The sequence below is a fragment of the Hymenobacter puniceus genome (assembly GCF_014333525.1).
Lineage (GTDB): Bacteria > Bacteroidota > Bacteroidia > Cytophagales > Hymenobacteraceae > Hymenobacter.
The window spans coordinates 60,612-78,208 of sequence record NZ_JACSCX010000010.1 but is presented as its reverse complement, the minus strand read 5'-3'; the positions used below and the strand labels follow the sequence as shown (position 1 = coordinate 78,208).

Sequence of the window (17,597 nt, the reverse complement as noted above, 5' to 3'; positions counted from 1 at the left end):
GTGGCCACGGCCGTGCTGCTGGTGCTGAGCGCAGGGGCGCTACTGGGCAGCTCGTTCAATCCGTTCATTTATTTCCGCTTCTAGGCCGTGGCTGACGTGCGTGCTCCCGAAACTACCGGACCTACCGGACCTACCGCTAGGCAAACCGAACCAACCGGACAAGCCGCCGGACAAGCCGCCGGACAAGCCGCCGGACAGCCTGTCCAGTCGGTTTCTGGGCAGATGAGCAAGCGGGTGCTGTTCGGCTTGCTGCTGCTCTTGCTGCTGGCCCCTGCCATCCAGGCCAAGTTTCACTGGGTGAACGTAGCAGCACTTGGGGGCTACAACGCAGATGCTGAAACGCAGCATCCGGAACTAAGCTGGACGGCGCTACTGGACAACACCTACCAGCCAACATTTGAAAAATACCTGCAAGATCGGCTGGGGTTTCGTGAGTGGCTGATCCGGTTGCGCAACCAGGTTGGCTACAGCGTACTGCACGTCGGGCGGGCAAACAATATTCTGGTGGGTAAAGACAATGTGCTGTTCGAGGAGAAGTTTATCCAGACGTATCATGGGCAGGAATATGTGGGCGACGAAACTGTGCGCAGACGGGTGCGGCAAGTGAAGGCCGCTCAGGATGCGCTGGCACGCCGTGGCATTTTACTGGTGTTTGCCCTGGCTCCGGATAAGGCCGCATTCTACCCGGAATATCACCCCGATTACTACCAGCGGCAGCCGCGGACCATCACCAACTACGAGGCTCACGCGCAGCAAATGCGGAAAGCCGGGGTCAACCTGATGGATTTGAGCCAGTGTTTCCGGCAGTGGAAGGATACGGCCTCGTATCCGCTGTTTCCGCGCGGTGGCATTCATTGGAGCGACTACGGCGTCACGTTGGCCGCTGATACGCTGTTTCGCTACATCGAGCACAAAGGTGGATTTGATATGCCCGACTTTCAGGCAATCAACCGGGTTGTGACGGATGAGCCCCGCCACACCGACGACGACATTGCCAAAGCCATGAACCTGATCTGGGAGCCAAAGCCGTTCCAGATGGCGTATCCGACCATCCAGTTTCAGCCCCTGAAGCCCACGCAGAAAAAGCCCCGGCTGCTGGTAGTTGGAGATAGTTTCACCTGGAGCCTATTAAGCAGCTATCCATACTTGCAGAATTTGTTCGATGAGCCGCAGTCGAGGTTCTGGTACTACAACCAGCAAATCGACTGGCCCGGGGCCGATGTGGCGCCGGAGCGGCAGGTCAACAAGCTGGATTTCAAACAAGAGCTGCTATCCAAGGAAGTGGTGCTGGTGCTGTTCACCGAATACCTGGTGTCGTTCGATTACGGCTTCACGCAGAACATCTATCAGCTGCTGTGCCCGCTCACAGCAGAAGACCAGAAGCAGATAGCACTGGTAAGTGCCAGGCTGCGCAACTCAAAGGAAGTGGAAGGACGGTTGTGGCGCAAAGCATACGAAACGAACCGTAGCTTCGAAGACCTGCTGCAAGAAGAAGCTACGCTTTATTATGAAGCGCACCGGCCATATCCGGGCAGCTAACCGGGCGGCCAGGAGTAGTTACGGGTTCTTCCGCTTAAAGTAAATGTCAGTAAAACAGCCTATTACACCTTGTCTGGCTGTCGTACAGCGAATCTGTCGGTCATCAAAACCGACTGCTACCCGAGAGAGGACTGAGTGGTCGGCTGCAGCTTTATCGGCCTTGCCCAACAATGCGAAGGCTACATGACAAGGAGGCTGCAAAATCAGCTGAGCCTCGGGCGCGTTGCTTTAGGGCCGTGCCAGTACGCATTGCAACCGCCCAGGCAGAGGCGCATATCTGCTGCCATCTAGGTGTTTAAGCTGCTGGTATTAAAAGATGCAAACGATATGATAATTTTTATAAACAGAGCGGTATTGTTTATACTTGTACATGAAATAAAGTATATATTAGAGGATTAATTATGGCTCATTGCTTCCACTGTGTCCGCTACCGACTCCTCCCACCGCCCATACGTTTCCTCCCGCCGGAAGCGTCGCCGTTTTTCTGAAGATGTTCCTTTGCTCAGCAACCGCTCCATGTTGGGGCTACTGGGCCTGTTGGTTCTCGGCCTGATCGTCAGCTTAGGTATCATTGCAACGCAGATAGTGGAACCTGAAGCCCTAGACCAGCAGTACAGCGCGGCCCCGGCCACCAAACAGGTAGGCCAGTAGCCGGCTGAACATATGGCTGAACGTTGCTATTGGTCGAAGGCGCCCATGAGGTTGCCTAGTATGCCGCCGCTTTCCTTCTGCGCGTTGCCGCCGGTAGGTGCCAGGGCCTGAATCAGCTTCTTCACGGGCATCGACTGCAACCATACGCGGCCGGTGCCGCGTAGCGTGGCCAGCATCAGCCCTTCGCCGCCAAAAATCATGGATTTGAGGCCGCCGGCCCGGGCAATACTGAAATCGACACTAGGCTCAAAAGCCACCACGCAGCCGGTATCTACGCGCAGCAATTCGTTGTTGAGGCGCTTCTCGATGACGGTGCCACCCGCGTGGATGAAAGCTTTACCGTCGCCGGTGAGCTTTTGCAGAATGAAGCCTTCGCCGCCGAACAGGCCGGCGCCTAGCTTCTGGTTGAAGTGGATGCTGATACGCGTGCCCCGTGCAGCCGCCAGAAACCCGTCCTTCTGCACTATCAGGCCTTGCGGCAGCGTGCCCAGGTCCAGCGGAATAATGGTGCCGGGATAGGGGGCCGAAAAGGCCACCTTGCTTTTGCCGTAGTTGCCGCGGTGCGTAAAATGCGTCATAAACAGCGACTCGCCGGTAATCAGGCGCGTGCCCGCCGAAAACAGCTTGCCCATCAGTCCCTGGTCGGGCTCCGAACCGTCGCCCATCTTGGTTTCGAAGGCAATGGCTTCCTCCATGTACACCATGGCGCCGGCTTCGGCAATAACGGTTTCGTTGGGGTCCAGTTCCACTTCCAGCACCTGAATGTCGTTGCCCAGAATCTGGTAGTCTACATCGTGCGAGTTCATCGCCATGAGAAAATGAATAAGGTGAAAAGGTGCCTCAAGTATAGTAAAAACGCAGTAGTTGCGCAGTTTCCGTCTGAGGGCAGGCGAGGCACCCGCTCATAGCAAGGCCCTCCGGTGCTAAGCTTGCGAGCCTATGCCTGAAGGGCCTTGCTGGATCGGGCTATCCGACTCAGGGAATACCAGATGGTCTTTTCCTGTTGTGCGCCACGATGGCCTGTACCTATTCTTCCGGCAGCTCGGCGCGGGTGTCAGCTGCTTCGGCGGCGGCGTCAGGCTCGGCTTTGGCGCCTTTCTTCTTGGTTTCGCGGCTGGTGCGGCGCATGAAATCTTCCTCCGATTCTTCCGGCTCAATAGCGGCGGCATCTTCAAGCGGAAACTCCTCTTCATCTTCAGGCTTCTCGCCAAACTGGCCGTCGCGGTTCACCAATTTCTTGTCGCGCACGTGGCGGTTAAGAAACTGGTTGATGTCTTCGATGGAGTAGTTGGAGGTGATTTCGCCGAGGGGATTAACCTTGATTTCAAACCCTTCCAGCTCTTTATGCACGCGGGCTTTCTTTTCGGGGTCGTTATTTTTCTTCTTCGGGCTGACGGGTTTCTTGGCCATAATAGCGAACAATAAGGCGTAGGGCAGTAAGCCGGCCGCCCCTGACACACAGCGGGGCCGCTTCCTAGCATCACACTACGAAGCGGCACCGCCGCCGGATACCAAACCAGCCCTAAACTTTATGGCCTGCCATGCAGCGCGTAGCTTGGGCACGGCTAGGTTTACCGCTCATTAGCCAGCTCAATGGCTTTTTCCAGAAACTCGTCGCGACCTTCTCGCACACCCTGTAGTGTCTTTTCCAGGTAAATATCTGGCGTAATGCCCACGCCGTGATGCTGGCGGCCGTCATGCTTGCGCACCTCCATGCCGGTCCAGGAAATGCTGTAGCGGCCGGGCAGCACAAACGGGTTTACGTTGCCATTGGTGCCAGCTGTAGGCTGCCCGATGATGGTGGCCAGCTGGTAGCCTTCTACCATGCCCATAAAGCTTTCGGCGTAGCTAATGGCGCTGCCATCGGTGATAAAGATGATGCGGGCCGCCAGATGCGGCGCTTTCGGTTGCATTTGCCAGCCCATATACGCGTAGCCGGCCAGCTTTTGCTGGTTGGGGTAGAGGTAGCGCGGCACCCGCATCCAGTGCCGGGCCGTGTCGGGGCGGGGCAGCAGGTGGGCGAGTAGCTCGTGGTTGTTTTTCGGGTAGCCGCGCAGGTCGCAGATGATGGCCTTGGCCCGCGCCAGCTCTGGCAGTAAGGCGTTGATGGAATCCATCGGCAGCTGGTCCAGGTTGAGGTAATAGACGGTGGGCGAAATGCGCCGGGCAGCAGGTTGCGCGGCGGTAGAGGTGTGGTTGGTTGGCGCGACGCTGTGCCGTAGCGTCACGGCACGTAGGGCGCCGGCAGCGTTCTGCACCTGCAGCTGCACGGCGGTGCCCGCCAGGCCCGTGGTGGTTTCCCGGGCCGCACGGTAGCGTAGCCAGCCCGGCGTAGCCGCGGAAATGTACTGCTCGGCAGTGCGGAAATACGCGTCGGCCGGCTGGCCGTTGATGGTTTTGATAACGTCGCCGCGCTGCACCGGCACAGAGTCGCCCAGCACCCGCGTCACCACCAGCTGCTGCTGCACCCATTCCCACTCCACGGGCAGCCGGAAGAGAAAGGCGGTGCCGCTGCTGAGATGCACCCGGACGTGGCCGTCGTGCAGGCGGGCCGTGAGGCGCCGTAACGTACCCAGAAACTCCTGCGCCGACTGCTCCGGGTACGCCATGCGCAACGCCTCGGGTAGCGCCGTAGGCCAGTTGGAGTTCGTGACGGCAAAGTAAGGGTAGAAGTGCTGGAAGACGTTCCAGGTAATTACCACATCGGCCAGCCGAACGGCGCGGTTCTTTCCCTGCAAATCGGCCGCCGACAGGCCTCCAAGTTCCGCCTGCAGCCGGGCCAGCGCCACCGAATCGGCGGCCGGAAAAGTGGCAGTGCGGGTGCCGTATAGGGCCAGCGGCAGCACGCAGCGCAGGTTGCTACCGATGTCTTCCTGCACCACTTCACCCACCTTGGCGTGCTCAGCAAACAGCATATCGTTCCCGGGACTGGCCGGGGCTTCCGGCTGCGCTTTGGTAGAGCTGATCAGTACGCTCCGGCGGCCCGCCGCGGCCTCCGCATCACTAACTGCGAAGGAATAGGCTGGGTTGGCGCTGCCCGCTCCCGGCTTATCCGACAAGCTGCGCGGATACTGGTCGGTGGGGTCGTCTTCGAAGCCAGTAGCGAATACAGTTTGCCAGGTGCCGTTGTCGCGCACCTCTACCCGCATGTCGTCTACCTGCACCTGGCCCTGGCCCTGCAGCATCGCGCCAAAAACCAGCGAAACGGCTTGCGGATCGACGGTGCCGGTTAAGCGGTATTCTTTCCAGCCCGAGTCGGCTATGGGCCGGTCGTTCATGTTGTCGAAGAAGCCAGTTTTGCGGTTTGGCAAATCTACGCGGGCCCACAGGGCACCGAGGCCACGCTCGGGCTGCCGGTTGCGTACCATGGCCGAGTAGCGGAATTCCTTGCCCCGGTACGCCGCCGCATCTAGGGATTTGATGACCGTGCCGAAGCCGGCTGTCCGGGCTCCTGCTGGCCGGTTGATGCGGCGGCTGTAGTAAGGTCCGCGCGCCGTAGGCTGGCCCATGCCCTGGTGCTGCCAGCTGACGGTGCGGTAGCCGGCTAGCTTGGGCGGAGTGATCTGCTTGGCTTGGAACCGTACGTTTTTGCCGGCATTCACCAACTGCAACGTGGGGGCTACGGGCTTGAAGAGAGCCAGCAACATGGTTTGAAGCTCGGCATCAGTGTGGGCCGATTCTACGCGCTGGCAGCCCAGTATGGCCAGCTTGTCCCAATCCACGGCAGCAGCTTCGTCGCTGGGATGAAAGTAGCGCACGTAGCCATAGAGCCGGCCAAATGTCTCAATGTTCTGTACGGCGCGGGGTGTGGCATCCTGCGCTGTGGTGGATATCGCACGCAGCAAACCAATCAAAAGGCATACATATACTCGCATAGTGGCGTAAGTAAAGAATACTACAAAACAGCATACTGCTAATGATACAACGTAAAGTAGGGATAAGACAATATGGTGTTATCCGATAATCGGTTCTTACTGAAATGAGTTAGGCCAATAAACAAAGAAGCTGCCTGGCACCACGTACCAGACAGCTTCTTTGACGTTAGAATGCGAAAAGAACCGCCGCTGCTTAGGCTAGTTTCGAGGCCAGCGCTGCTACAGCCTGCTCAATGCGTTCAGCTGTTTCCTGCGCCCCCAGAATGCTCATAATGGCCATCAGATCGGGGCCGGCGGCAGCACCCGTGACGGCTACACGCAACGCCTGCAACACCTGGCCCAGCTTCAGGCCCTGGCCTTCCACTACCTGCGTGAGTAGGACTTTGATGCCGTCGGGAGTAGTATCGGCGGTGGCGGGCAGCTGGCGGGCAAACTCGGTGAGGGCGCCTGCAACCTGCGCGTTCCACTTCTTGCTGATCACCTGCTCATCGTAGGCGGAAGGGCGCTGGAAGAACAGCTGGGCCTCCTTAGCCAGATCGGCCGGGAACGTGGCGCGCTCCTTCACGAGAGCCGCAATCTGCTCGGCCTTGTCGGCCGAAACATCCAGGCCCTGGGTTTGCAGATCGTGCAGCAGGAACTGGGCCAGCTCGGCGTCGGGCTTGGCGCGCAGATACTGCTCGTTGTACCAGCGCACCTTGTTCTGGTCGAAGCGGGCCGGCGACTTGCTCACTCGCTCAATCGAGAAGTGCTCAATCAGCTCGTCCATCGTAAACAGCTCCTGCGTGGTGCCGGGGTTCCAGCCCAGGAAGGCCAGGAAGTTGATGAATGCCTCGGGCAGGTAGCCCGACTCGCGGTAGCCGCTGCTCACCGTGGGCTGGCCGTCGGCATCGGTGCCATGGAACTCCAGCGGAAATACCGGGAAACCAAGCTTGTCGCCGTCGCGCTTGCTGAGCTTGCCAGTACCGTCGGGCTTGAGTAGCAGCGGCAAGTGGGCAAACTGCGGCATGGTGTCTTCCCAGCCTAGGTAGCGGTAGAGCAGCACGTGCAGCGGCGCCGAGGGCAGCCACTCTTCGCCCCGGATAACGTGCGTGATTTCCATCAGATGGTCGTCCACGATGTTGGCCAGATGGTAGGTCGGCATACCGTCCGACTTCATCAGCACCTTGTCATCCACGGCCGAGGAATGCACCACCACCCAACCCCGAATCAGGTCGTTGAAGCGGATTTCTTCCTTGCGGGGTACTTTCAGGCGAATAACGTACTGGGCGCCGCTTTCCAGCAGCTGCGTCACCTCTTCGGCGGGCAGCGTGAGCGAGTTGCGCATTTGGGTGCGCGTGATGCTGTTGTACTGCGGATTGGGCACCTTGGCGGCCGTCAGGCGGGCGCGCATGGCGTCCAGGTCTTCGGCCGTATCAAAAGCGTAGTAGGCGTGGCCGCTGTCGATGAGCTGCTGGGCGTACTGGCGATACATGGGCTTCCGCTCGCTCTGGCGGTAGGGCGCGTGCGGGCCGCCCTGCTCGATGCCTTCGTCGATAACGATGCCGCACCAATGCAACGCGTCCATGATGTACTGCTCGGCGCCAGGCACAAAGCGGTTCTGGTCGGTATCCTCAATGCGGAGCAGCATCTTGCCGCCTAGCTTGCGGGCCAGCAGGTAGTTATACAGCGCAGTGCGCACGCCGCCGATGTGCAGCGGCCCCGTGGGGCTGGGCGCAAAGCGCACCCGTACTTCTCTTTCCATAAGTCAGTCAGTTCGCGGCGTCTCCAGATATCAGGTAGAAAAACGCGCCGCAAAGATACGAGAGAGTAGCTGAGTAGTGGAGTAACTGCGTGATTGTGCTGACTGGCAGAACCACTTACTCACTGCTGCTACGCAGGGCGTTGGTTTCAATGACGTTGGGGCAGTAGCGCGAACTACAAAGTTCGGGCCTCCAAGCCGCTCGGATGATTTGAACGGCGCGGAGACGCGAACTACAAAGTTCGCGCTACTACCACTGCCTAACAGTAGTTACTCAGCTACTCCATCACCCAGCTATTCTATTACCAAAGCGTACTTGGTAAGCAGGCCCGGCAGGCTATGGCGCGAAAACCGGGCCTGCCGCATTTCGTTTTGCTCGGGGTCCAACTCCACCTCGTGTGCCGTCCGAAAATCGGTGCCAACCAGCACGCTCTGGCGGAAAATAGCGCGGGTGAGCTGGCAGTCGTCGAAAACGGCCGCCGTCAGGTTGGCCTGCGAGAAATCCGCTTCCTGCAACGAGCAACCCACAAACCGGGTAGCCGGCAACGCCCGGCCCAGAAAGGATGCGTAGTCCAGCTGACACCGGTCGAAGTGCACGCTGAACAGCATGTCGCGGCAGGCGTGAAAGGGTAAGCCCAGCAGCTTGCAGCCCTCAAACGCCACGTTTTGCAGGGCCGTCTGGCTAATATTGGCGCCGGCCAAGTTGCAGTTCTCAAACAGGCAGTCGGTGAACCGAAAACCGGCCAGGTTAGCACCACTCAGATCGAAGTTGCGAAACCGGTATTCCTCGAACTCGCGCTGCCCGGCAAGGGCCGGCGGTAACGCCCGCTCCAGTATGTTTTCGGCCGGAAAATAGGTGGGCCTGGCCAGTGGCTTAGGCGCTTTAGTAGCAGGACGGCGCATTATTCGCGGTTTCGGAAGCTTAGCCACAGTATCAGCCCAACCAAGGTGACACCACCCCGGATCAGCAGCGACGTGGTAGCGCCCCATTGCTCAATCCAGGTCAGGAACATGAATTTCATGCCCAAAAAGGGCAGAATCAAGGATAGCAAGCCGATCAGGAACAGGCCAAGTCCAAGCTCTTTCATAGCTGAAAAGATGGTGGATTAGTAGCCGCCGTGTACGGCCACGCACGAAATTTCCACCTGCACATCTTTTGGTAAGCGGCTCACTTCTACCGTTTCACGGGCCGGGGCGTAGTCGGGCGTGAAGTAGCTGCCATAGATTTCATTTATCAAACCAAAGTTGCCGAGGTCCTTCACAAAGATGCTGCACTTCACCACGTCGCGCAGCGTAAGGCCGGCCGCCTGCAGCACTGCCTGCAGGTTACGCATCACTTGGTGAGTCTCCTGCGCCACGTCGCCGCCACCAACCACTTGGCCAGTCACAGAATCCAAGGCAATCTGGCCGGAAACGTACACGGTATTGCCTGCCTGAATGGCTTGGCTATAGGGCCCGATAGGAGCGGGGGCCTGGTCGGAGTACACAACAGTATGGGGCATAGCAGCAGAGTAAGTGGGAATTGAGAAAAGCTAAAGTAAGCGGAAAATGCCAGCTGTGCGCGCTACCAGATGCTTCATTTAGAGAAATCAACTCGGCCCGAAAAGAAAAAGTCCATCGGCCGCAGCCGATGGACTTCCTTTAAAAGCAGCCTTAAAAAGCCTTATTCCACCGTCACCGATTTGGCCAGGTTGCGGGGCTGATCCACGTTGCAGCCGCGCAGGACGGCAATGTGGTAGGAGAGTAACTGCAGCGGCACCACCGATACCAGCGGCACCAGCACTTCCGACGTATGCGGCACCTCAATCACGAATTCCGCCATATCCGGAATAACCGTGTCGCCTTCGGTCACCACCGCAATAATACGGCCTTTGCGGGCCTTCACTTCCTGAATGTTGCTCACCACCTTCTCGTACGAGCTGTCTTTGGTAGCAATAACTACCACCGGCATGTTCTCGTCGATGAGGGCAATTGGGCCGTGCTTCATTTCGGCAGCCGGGTAGCCCTCTGCGTGGATGTAGCTGATTTCTTTGAGCTTCAGCGCGCCCTCCAAGGCCACCGGGAAATTGTAGCCGCGGCCGAGGTACAGGAAGTTTGGCACGTCCTTGAACATCTCGGCCATCACCTTGATTTCGTCGTTGAGCAGCAAGGCTTTCTCAACTTTTGCCGGAATGTTGGTCAGTTCCACCATCAGCTCGCGCAGGCGGGTATCAGAAAGCGCACCGCGCTTGTGGCCCACAATCATGGCCAGCAGTGTGAGTACTGTTACCTGAGCCGTGAAAGCCTTGGTTGATGCCACCCCGATTTCCGGGCCGGCGTGCGTGTAGGCACCAGCGTCGGTGGCGCGGGCAATGCTGCTGCCCACCACGTTGCAAATGCCGAAGATGGTAGCGCCTTTGCTCTTGGCCAGTTCAATGGCAGCCAGTGTATCGGCCGTTTCGCCGCTTTGCGAAATGGCAATTACAATGTCGCGCTCCGTGATGATGGGGTTGCGGTAGCGGAACTCCGACGCGTACTCCACTTCCACCGGAATGCGGGCCAGGTCTTCGAGCAGATATTCGGCCACCAGGCCAGCGTGCCACGAGGTACCGCAGGCCACAATAATGATGCGGTCGGCGTTCATAAACTTCCGCTCGTAGGCCCGGATACCACCCATGTTCAAATGGCCAGCATCCAGTTCCAGGCGGCCACGCATTGAGTCGAGAATCGAGCGGGGCTGCTCGAAAATCTCCTTCAGCATGAAGTGTTCGTAACCGCCTTTCTCGATGCTTTCCAGCGCCATTTCCAGTTTCTGGATGTAAGGCGTCTGCTGTACATCTTCCTTGGAACGGATTTCGAGGTTGCCGTCTTTGATAACCGCAATTTCGTAGTCGTTCACATAAATCACCTCGTTGGTATACTCGATGATGGGCGTGGCATCAGAAGCCAGGAAATACTCATCCTTGCCTACGCCAATTACCAATGGCGAGCCTTTACGGGCTGCAATCAACTGGTTGGGCTCGTCGCGGCTCAGTACCACAATAGCGTAGGCGCCTACCACTTCGTGCAATGCCAGACGAACAGCCTCTTCCAGCGAGCATTGTTGCTGCTTCTGAATCTCTTCGATCAGGTTTACAAACACTTCCGTGTCGGTATCCGAATGGAACGTGTGGCCCTGCTGCTGCAAGTGTTCCTTTAGCGCAGCGTAGTTCTCGATGATACCATTGTGGATAATGGCAATCCGCTCCGACGTAGAGTAGTGCGGGTGGGCATTGGAATCGTTCGGCTCGCCGTGGGTGGCCCAACGCGTGTGGCCCATGCCTACCTGCGCCTTCGTGTCTTTATCTTGCAGGAACGCCTCTAGCTCGGCGACTTTCCCTTTTTTCTTGTAGACGTCAAGCGAGCCGTTCAGCAGCGCTACGCCGGCTGAGTCATAGCCCCGATACTCAAGACGGTGCAGGCCTTTCAGAATGATCGGGCAGGCTTCGCGGTGACCGATGTAAGCAACAATTCCGCACATAAGTAGGGAAGCAAAAGTAGATTTCGTGAAAAAATGGCAGTGAGCCGCGGCATAGCAAATGCTATGCCGCGGCTCAGCAGGCACAAAAACAAGACAAAGTTAACGTAGCTGCGAGTAGTAGACGCGGAGCTTGATGTTGCTAGCATCCAACACGGCTCGGTCTAGGCTAAGACCATAAGAGTTGCGCAACGATGGGGATAGTACGAAGGCTGCCGGAGAAACGCCACCCAGCTTGTCATATACATATGCCTGCACGTAACCCGTCATGATCATGCTGAAGTTCTGGTTGGCATCCGACAATGTGTATAGGCGGCCGTTGGCCGCATTCTGATAGTAGCCTAAGCCACTGGTAAAATCATCTGCAACCGACGACAATCCTGCACCCGTCTGAGCAACACCATCCCGCAACACAATCCGCTCAACCCGCGTGTTGAGCAACGGGCGGTATAACGACTGGTTGTTGGCATTTACCTCATACAGAAAGGTGCTATCCGGCAGCGAAAACAGTAGATTGGAATACGGGCGAACCGGAATCAGCAGCTCGGCGCGGTTGATGGCAATAGCCGGACTACCATTGGCCTGCGGTGCCGCCAATCCCTTGAGGACTTCTAATCCCGGAATTTCCAGCTTAGCCCCGAATCCATTGCCACCCTGTATATATACCAAGCCGTTTGTTTCAGCCGCCGCCACCGACTGCGTCGCTCCATTTGGACCGCCCAGTCGGCTCAGGGCCGAGCCAGTTGGTAGCTCATTGGTAATCTGCGTAAAGTAACGAGGCGCGTCGTTGATCGTCAGGCGAGTCCAGCTCCCCTTGCTGAACGGAATGCTGTAGCGGCCGCTGAGCTGACCGGTATTTTTCTTGTTGGTGTAGCGGTAGTAGAAAACCGCCCGCGTTGTTACGGCAGCCCGCAGCCCTACTACGGCCGTATTAAAGTCAGCGGCCGGCTGAAACGCAATACCTTTCCAGACGGCGTCCAGTGCCGCCTGATTGAATCCCGTGGTTTTGATACGCTCAAATACAGCGGTAGCCAAAGCAGAAGTCTGCCCGCCGCCGTGCAGCTTCAGGCGCACCGTGCGGTCGGGCACAGTCACCTGAGTGCGATTCGGCTTAGTGCCAACAGAGTCTTTGCGCGTACCATTCAAACGAGCCGAAAGCCCCCGGGCTATTTCGGGCCCAAATGATACCGACGATGCAGAGTTATAGGCCGTGCGGTCGTCCAGTGGCTGGTTTAGCTGAAAAATATTGACTCGCAGTGGGGTAGCCGCTGAGCCATACACTTCGTCAAACGGCATCTCAACTACCACTGAGTCCAAGATGGCGTTTGGCGCAACAACCGTTTCGGCTCGTTTTACCTCGGTCGGAAGAGAGTCTATGGCTAAAGGCCGCAGCTTCAGGTTCAAGAAGGCTGTGGCAGCCGTAGAGCCTAGCACATTCTCCCGCACCCGGCCTACCAGAAACCGGTCGGCTTTCTGCGTTTCAGTGGAGTCGCGCAGTACGGTAGAGGCCGTTACGGGGAAGTCACGGTATTGGGTGTCGGCGTTGGCAGTGCCGGGTAACTCTACGCCCAGGTTGTTGGCGTCTTCGCAGCTGGCGGCCGTAAACAGCAGCGTTGCGGAAAGCAGGGAAACCGACGCGAGCCGGCAGGCGCTAGTTGGCCAATTCATTATAAAGTGCGTAGTAAGAAGTCAGTAGGTTTTCGTCGGCTCCTACCTGCCCAATCTGTTTGTTCTTCTTGTTCTGCGAGTACTCCGTGAAGATGGCGTTCAGGTTGTCGCTGAAGTTCTCGTCTGATTTCACAATAGAGTCGGCGTATTCCATCCCGATTTTGATGAAGCCGCCGAAGTCCGCCGTCTTCAATCCGGCCAGCATGTCGTCATCGATATCCAGCATTTTAGCTTTTTCGATGATGTCGCCGCCAAATTTGTGGTCAAATTCGTTGTTGTAGATCGTGAAAACCGACTTGGCATCCTTGAAAATCGGGTCCTTCTTGTAGGTCGTTTTCAGGTACATCGGAATCAGGCCCGTCATCCAGTCGTTGCAATGAACGATGTCGGGAGCCCAGCCTAGCTTTTTCACCGTTTCCAGCACCCCTTTGCAGAAGAAAATGGCGCGCTCATCGTTGTCGGCGTGGAACTTGTCGTTCTTGTCTACCAGCACCGATTTGCGGTGGAAATAGTCCTCATTATCAATGAAGTATACCTGTAACTTGGCGTTCGGGATAGAAGCCACTTTGATGATAAGCGGCTTCTCGTCTTCGCCCACGGCAATGTTGATGCCGGAAAGGCGAACCACTTCGTGAAGCCGGTTTTTCCGCTCGTTGATAATGCCGAAACGAGGAACGAAAATGCGGATTTCCATCCCCATTTCCTGCATGCCCTGCGGGAGGCGCCGCAAAAATTCCGCTACTTTGGTGGTCTGCAAAAACGGATCAATCTCCGTAGCCGCGTAGAGGATTCTCAACTTGGACATATCAGTCAGAAAAGGGTAGTTGGGGAAAGGCAACACGTTGGGGAGCACAAAATTAAACAAATTTGGGCGAAAGTTCAACTAAACCCCTCTGGAGCCTGTCCAATAAGGCTACTACATCTATGGAGATACTGCACACGGCTGCCGCGTTGCATGCATACACAGAAAACTGCCGGCGCGCCGGCCAGCGCCTGGCTCTGGTGCCTACCATGGGCGCGCTACATGCCGGCCACTTGCAACTGGTGGAGGCCGCTGCCGCCGTCTGCGACGTGGTTATAGTCAGCATTTTTGTAAATCCCACTCAGTTCAACAACCCCGACGACTTCCGGCTTTACCCGCGGCTGCCGGAAGATGATGCCGCCCTGCTGGGCCCAGCCGGCTGCACCGTGCTGTTTTTGCCATCGGTGGACGAGATGTACCCGCAACCTACAGTGCTGCACTTCAATTTCGGACTATTGGAGCAGGTGATGGAGGGCGCGCACCGCCCCGGGCACTTCAATGGGGTAGCCACGGTGGTAAGCAAGCTATTTCATATGTGCCGGCCGCACCAGGCGTATTTCGGCCAGAAAGACTGGCAGCAGGTAGCTATTGTGCAGCAACTGGTGCAGGATCTGTCGTTTGATCTGGAGTTGGTGTCGTTTCCAACTGTGCGTGAGGCCGATGGCCTGGCCATGTCGTCGCGCAACCGGCGGCTGTCGGTGGAAGCGCGGGCGGTGGCGCCGCGCCTGTATGAGGCGCTGGAGCAGGCCGCCGCGGCGGTGCGTAGTGGCCTGAGTCCGGCTCAGGTGCAGCAGCAAGCTACCGCCTACATTGCAGCTGAGCCCGCCTTTTCCTTGGAGTACTTTGAAGTGGCAGATGCTCGGACGCTGCAACCAGTGGCTGCCTGGGAGCCTGGCCGCGCTGTGGTATTGTGCCTGGCGGCGCATCTGGGAGGCGTACGGCTGATCGACAACGTGGTAGTGGCGTAAGACGCAGCACTCCTGCGTATCTTTGCGGCCCTATTCGTCATTTGCTTTTTTTCATGCACATCGAGGTTCTCAAATCGAAGATTCACCGCGTTAAGGTTACGCAGGCCGAGCTGCACTATGTGGGCAGCATCACCATCGACGAAGACCTGCTGGATGCGGCCAACATGGTGGAAAACGAGAAGGTCACCATCGTCAATATCAATAATGGCGAGCGGTTCGAGACGTATACCATCAAAGGCGAGCGGGGCTCGGGCATGATCTGCCTGAACGGCCCGGCTGCCCGCCGCGTAGCCGTAGGCGACATCGTCATCATCATCTCCTACGGCCTCATTGACTTCGCCGAAGCAAGGGCCCACCAGCCCACTATTATTTTCCCCGATCAACACAACCGGCTGGTTTAGGGGCCCAATGGCTGCCGAATTAAATGGCTGGTCGTTCTAAAGTATTTTTAGAGCGACCAGCCATTTAGTCATTAACCAATTCAAGAATTTAGTTAGTGAAGCAACTTCTAAACATCCTTAAATATGCCCTGCTACTGTCCGTTTCGGGGCTGCTGATGTGGTATGCCGTGCGCGGCCAGGATCTAAGCAGGATTGCCGAAACTGTGCGCGGCGCCAACTACTGGTGGCTGCTGCTTACGATGCTGCTATCGGTGCTGGGCTACCTAAGCCGGGCCTACCGCTGGAAAATGCAGCTCGATCCCACCGTGACCGGCCCGAAACCGGCTTTCTGGGACGTGTATAACGCTATGATGGTGGGCAACCTCGCCAACATGGTGCTGCCGGGCCGGGTGGGCGAAGTAGTGCGCTGCTCCTTGCTCCAGCGTACCAGCAAAGTGCCGGTGCAGGTGTCGCTGGGTACGGTTATCACCGAGCGTATCATTGATGTGCTGGTGCTATTGGGGCTACTGAGCACGGTGCTGCTGCTGGACTTTAAGACCTTCTGGGGCTTCGCGGATACCTACCTGCTGCAAGGCAAGGCCGATGCGCTGGCCCGCAACCGCAATGCCCTGGTAGCTGCCGCCGTGGTAGCAGTGCTGGCCCTGCTGATTTCAAGCTACCTGCTGTGGCGCAACCTGGAGCGTTTGCGCCAGAATACAGTATTCAACAAGATGCTCGGCTTCGTGAAGGGCCTGCTGGCTGGTGTGTTCAGCATCGTGCGGATGGAAAACAAAGGAGCCTTTCTGCTCCACACCTTCTTTACGTGGGCAGTATACTACCTCATGGATTATCTGGCCTTCTTTGCCTTTCCTGAAACCTACGACCTGACCATGCGCGCGGCCCTAGCGGTGCTGACATTTGGGGCGTTTGGCATGGCCGCGCCGGTGCAGGGCGGCATTGGCGTATTCCATCTGCTGGTGCAAAGCACGCTGCTGGTGTACGGCATCAGCAAGGAGGGCGGCATTGCTTATGCGCTGGTGGTGCACGGCGCCCAAACGCTGCTGGTAGTGCTGATGGGCGGCATCAGCTTTCTGCTGAGCATGATGAAATCGGGCCAGCTGGCGCGCCGTGGTGTGCTGCTGCCAGTTGAAACCCCTGAACTGCCTGCCGATGTGGAGCAAAGATAAAATCCTGACCCGTGCCCAGTTGCTGCCGGTAGTAGAGGCCTGGAAAGCCGAAGGCCAGCGCGTGGTGTTCACCAACGGCTGCTTCGATCTGCTGCACCTGGGCCACGTGGACTACCTGGAAAAGGCGCGCCACCTCGGCGACAAGCTGGTGCTGGGCCTCAATACCGACGCCTCCGTCAGCCGCCTCAAGCCCGGTCGTCCGCTACAGGACGAAATGGCACGCGCCCGTATTCTGGCGTCGCTTTTGTTTGTAGATGCGGTAGTGCTCTTCGAGGAGCAAACCCCGCTGGCACTGATTGAAGCCATCCTGCCCGACATCCTGGTGAAAGGCGACGACTACCCAATCAGTGGAATTGTAGGCCACGAAGTGGTGTTGCAACATGGCGGGCAGGTGCTGACTGTGCCACTGGTGGCCGGCTACAGCACCTCGCGCATCGTCGAGCGAATCTTGACGGGGGCTTAGCGGCCAGGTTCTGGTAGAGTGTTGCGGAGGAGTAGGCTCCTGTAACCGTCAGAATGGCAGTTAGCTACCGTTCTTTACCTTCCACCACTCTCATTGCTCTACCACATGAATCCGGCTTATATCATCGTTCTGCTTACCATGCTGGCCAGCTGGCTGATTCAGCGCCGCCTGCAAAGCAAGTTCGAGCAGTACTCACAGGTAGCGTTGCGCAACGGCCTTACGGGCCGGCAGATTGCCGAGCTGATGCTAGCTGACCACGGCATCACCGACGTGCGCGTCATCAGCACCGAAGGCCGCCTGACCGACCACTACAACCCCGCCGACAAAACTGTGAACCTCAGCGAAACGGTGTACGCCGAACGCAATGCCGCGGCGGCGGCTGTAGCAGCCCACGAGTGCGGCCACGCCGTGCAGCACGCCACTGCCTACAGCGCCCTGCAGTTCCGTTCGGCCATGGTACCGGCCCTGAGTGCGGTGTCTAAGTTCATGCCCATCCTGCTGTTTTTGGGCGTAATTATGCTCAACACAACCAAGCTACCACTCACAATAGGCGTAGCTTTCTTCGCCCTCACGACGCTTTTTAGCTTCGTGACGTTGCCCGTAGAATTTGATGCCTCTAAACGGGCGCTGGCCTGGATGGACAAACGCAGTATTGTGACGCCGCAGGAGCACGTAATGGCCAAGGATGCTCTGAAATGGGCCGCCATGACTTACGTAGTGGCCGCCCTGGGCTCTCTTGCCACGTTGTTTTACTACAGTACGCTGCTGCTGGGGCGGCGGCGCGAGTAGTTGTTCGTTAAGCCTGGTTCCACTCTGCCTGTTGCAGACGT

16 protein-coding genes are annotated in these 17,597 nt (G+C 57.7%); 6 read left to right on the top strand and 10 right to left on the bottom strand.

Annotated features, from left to right (window positions below; translation table 11 throughout):
- Positions 1-87: 87 nt before the first annotated feature.
- Positions 88-1,539, top strand: a complete 1,452-nt coding sequence (locus H8B14_RS19805) for an alginate O-acetyltransferase AlgX-related protein (protein ID WP_187317407.1) — start codon at positions 88-90, stop codon at positions 1,537-1,539.
- Between the two features lie 677 nt (positions 1,540-2,216).
- Here H8B14_RS19805 and H8B14_RS19800 read toward each other — a convergent pair.
- The 10 genes from H8B14_RS19800 to H8B14_RS19755 form a co-directional block, all read right to left on the bottom strand.
- The gene (locus H8B14_RS19800) at positions 2,217-2,996 is read right to left on the bottom strand and encodes a TIGR00266 family protein (RefSeq protein WP_187317406.1); all 780 of its coding nucleotides are present in this window, start codon (positions 2,994-2,996) and stop codon (positions 2,217-2,219) included.
- A 220-nt stretch (positions 2,997-3,216) separates the two neighbouring features.
- Positions 3,217-3,600: a hypothetical protein gene (locus H8B14_RS19795; RefSeq protein WP_187317405.1), complete on the bottom strand. Its 384-nt coding sequence runs from the start codon at positions 3,598-3,600 to the stop codon at positions 3,217-3,219.
- A 161-nt stretch (positions 3,601-3,761) separates the two neighbouring features.
- The gene (locus tag H8B14_RS19790; RefSeq protein WP_187317404.1) at positions 3,762-6,035 is read right to left on the bottom strand and encodes a S41 family peptidase; all 2,274 of its coding nucleotides are present in this window, start codon (positions 6,033-6,035) and stop codon (positions 3,762-3,764) included.
- Positions 6,036-6,258: 223 nt separating this feature from the next.
- Positions 6,259-7,806, bottom strand: a complete 1,548-nt coding sequence (gene gltX / locus H8B14_RS19785) for a glutamate--tRNA ligase (protein WP_187317403.1) — start codon at positions 7,804-7,806, stop codon at positions 6,259-6,261.
- Between the two features lie 291 nt (positions 7,807-8,097).
- Positions 8,098-8,706 carry a pentapeptide repeat-containing protein gene (locus tag H8B14_RS19780; protein ID WP_187317402.1) on the bottom strand — a complete coding sequence of 203 codons (609 nt, stop codon included), beginning with the start codon at positions 8,704-8,706 and terminating at the stop codon, positions 8,098-8,100.
- Positions 8,706-8,891 (bottom strand): hypothetical protein, encoded by a 186-nt coding sequence (locus H8B14_RS19775; RefSeq protein WP_187317401.1) that lies wholly within the window; start codon positions 8,889-8,891, stop codon positions 8,706-8,708. Before H8B14_RS19775 ends, H8B14_RS19780 begins: the two co-directional genes overlap by 1 nt.
- Before the next feature lie 18 nt (positions 8,892-8,909).
- A complete protein-coding gene (locus tag H8B14_RS19770) occupies positions 8,910-9,305 on the bottom strand; it encodes a RidA family protein (RefSeq protein ID WP_187317400.1) in 396 nt (131 codons plus the stop codon).
- 161 nt (positions 9,306-9,466) lie between these two features.
- Positions 9,467-11,302 carry a glutamine--fructose-6-phosphate transaminase (isomerizing) gene (gene glmS / locus H8B14_RS19765; RefSeq protein WP_187317399.1) on the bottom strand — a complete coding sequence of 612 codons (1,836 nt, stop codon included), beginning with the start codon at positions 11,300-11,302 and terminating at the stop codon, positions 9,467-9,469.
- Between the two features lie 99 nt (positions 11,303-11,401).
- Complete coding sequence (locus H8B14_RS19760) at positions 11,402-12,967, bottom strand: DUF4270 family protein (RefSeq protein WP_187317398.1); 1,566 nt, start codon at positions 12,965-12,967, stop codon at positions 11,402-11,404.
- Positions 12,951-13,772: a glycogen/starch synthase gene (locus tag H8B14_RS19755; RefSeq protein ID WP_187317397.1), complete on the bottom strand. Its 822-nt coding sequence runs from the start codon at positions 13,770-13,772 to the stop codon at positions 12,951-12,953. Before H8B14_RS19755 ends, H8B14_RS19760 begins: the two co-directional genes overlap by 17 nt.
- A 119-nt stretch (positions 13,773-13,891) precedes the next feature.
- On the opposite strand from H8B14_RS19755, the gene panC reads away from it, so the two are divergent.
- From panC to H8B14_RS19730, 5 genes are all read left to right on the top strand, one after another.
- On the top strand, positions 13,892-14,737 hold the full coding sequence (gene panC, locus H8B14_RS19750; protein ID WP_187317396.1) for a pantoate--beta-alanine ligase: 846 nt from the start codon (positions 13,892-13,894) through the stop codon (positions 14,735-14,737).
- 53 nt (positions 14,738-14,790) lie between these two features.
- A complete protein-coding gene (panD, locus tag H8B14_RS19745) occupies positions 14,791-15,138 on the top strand; it encodes an aspartate 1-decarboxylase (RefSeq protein ID WP_187317395.1) in 348 nt (115 codons plus the stop codon).
- Between the two features lie 95 nt (positions 15,139-15,233).
- Complete coding sequence (locus tag H8B14_RS19740) at positions 15,234-16,304, top strand: lysylphosphatidylglycerol synthase transmembrane domain-containing protein (protein ID WP_187317394.1); 1,071 nt, start codon at positions 15,234-15,236, stop codon at positions 16,302-16,304.
- Positions 16,288-16,767, top strand: coding sequence for a D-glycero-beta-D-manno-heptose 1-phosphate adenylyltransferase (gene rfaE2 / locus H8B14_RS19735; protein ID WP_187317393.1), 480 nt, complete (start codon positions 16,288-16,290; stop codon positions 16,765-16,767). The genes H8B14_RS19740 and rfaE2 overlap by 17 nt, the downstream gene beginning before the upstream one ends.
- 105 nt (positions 16,768-16,872) lie before the next feature.
- The gene (locus H8B14_RS19730) at positions 16,873-17,556 is read left to right on the top strand and encodes a zinc metallopeptidase (protein ID WP_187317392.1); all 684 of its coding nucleotides are present in this window, start codon (positions 16,873-16,875) and stop codon (positions 17,554-17,556) included.
- The last annotated feature ends 41 nt before the right edge of the window (positions 17,557-17,597 follow it).

Excerpts from the sequence above, each read along its gene's own strand:
- H8B14_RS19800 (WP_187317406.1), bottom strand. The coding sequence starts at position 2,996 with ATGAACTCGCACGATGTAGACTACCAGATTCTGGGCAACGACATTCAG.
- H8B14_RS19795 (WP_187317405.1), bottom strand. The coding sequence starts at position 3,600 with ATGGCCAAGAAACCCGTCAGCCCGAAGAAGAAAAATAACGACCCCGAA.
- gltX (WP_187317403.1), bottom strand. The coding sequence starts at position 7,806 with ATGGAAAGAGAAGTACGGGTGCGCTTTGCGCCCAGCCCCACGGGGCCG.
- H8B14_RS19780 (WP_187317402.1), bottom strand. The coding sequence starts at position 8,706 with ATGCGCCGTCCTGCTACTAAAGCGCCTAAGCCACTGGCCAGGCCCACC.
- H8B14_RS19775 (WP_187317401.1), bottom strand. The coding sequence starts at position 8,891 with ATGAAAGAGCTTGGACTTGGCCTGTTCCTGATCGGCTTGCTATCCTTG.
- H8B14_RS19770 (WP_187317400.1), bottom strand. The coding sequence starts at position 9,305 with ATGCCCCATACTGTTGTGTACTCCGACCAGGCCCCCGCTCCTATCGGG.
- glmS (WP_187317399.1), bottom strand. The coding sequence starts at position 11,302 with ATGTGCGGAATTGTTGCTTACATCGGTCACCGCGAAGCCTGCCCGATC.
- H8B14_RS19760 (WP_187317398.1), bottom strand. The coding sequence starts at position 12,967 with ATGAATTGGCCAACTAGCGCCTGCCGGCTCGCGTCGGTTTCCCTGCTT.
- H8B14_RS19755 (WP_187317397.1), bottom strand. The coding sequence starts at position 13,772 with ATGTCCAAGTTGAGAATCCTCTACGCGGCTACGGAGATTGATCCGTTT.
- panC (WP_187317396.1), top strand. The coding sequence starts at position 13,892 with ATGGAGATACTGCACACGGCTGCCGCGTTGCATGCATACACAGAAAAC.
- panD (WP_187317395.1), top strand. The coding sequence starts at position 14,791 with ATGCACATCGAGGTTCTCAAATCGAAGATTCACCGCGTTAAGGTTACG.
- rfaE2 (WP_187317393.1), top strand. The coding sequence starts at position 16,288 with ATGTGGAGCAAAGATAAAATCCTGACCCGTGCCCAGTTGCTGCCGGTA.
- H8B14_RS19730 (WP_187317392.1), top strand. The coding sequence starts at position 16,873 with ATGAATCCGGCTTATATCATCGTTCTGCTTACCATGCTGGCCAGCTGG.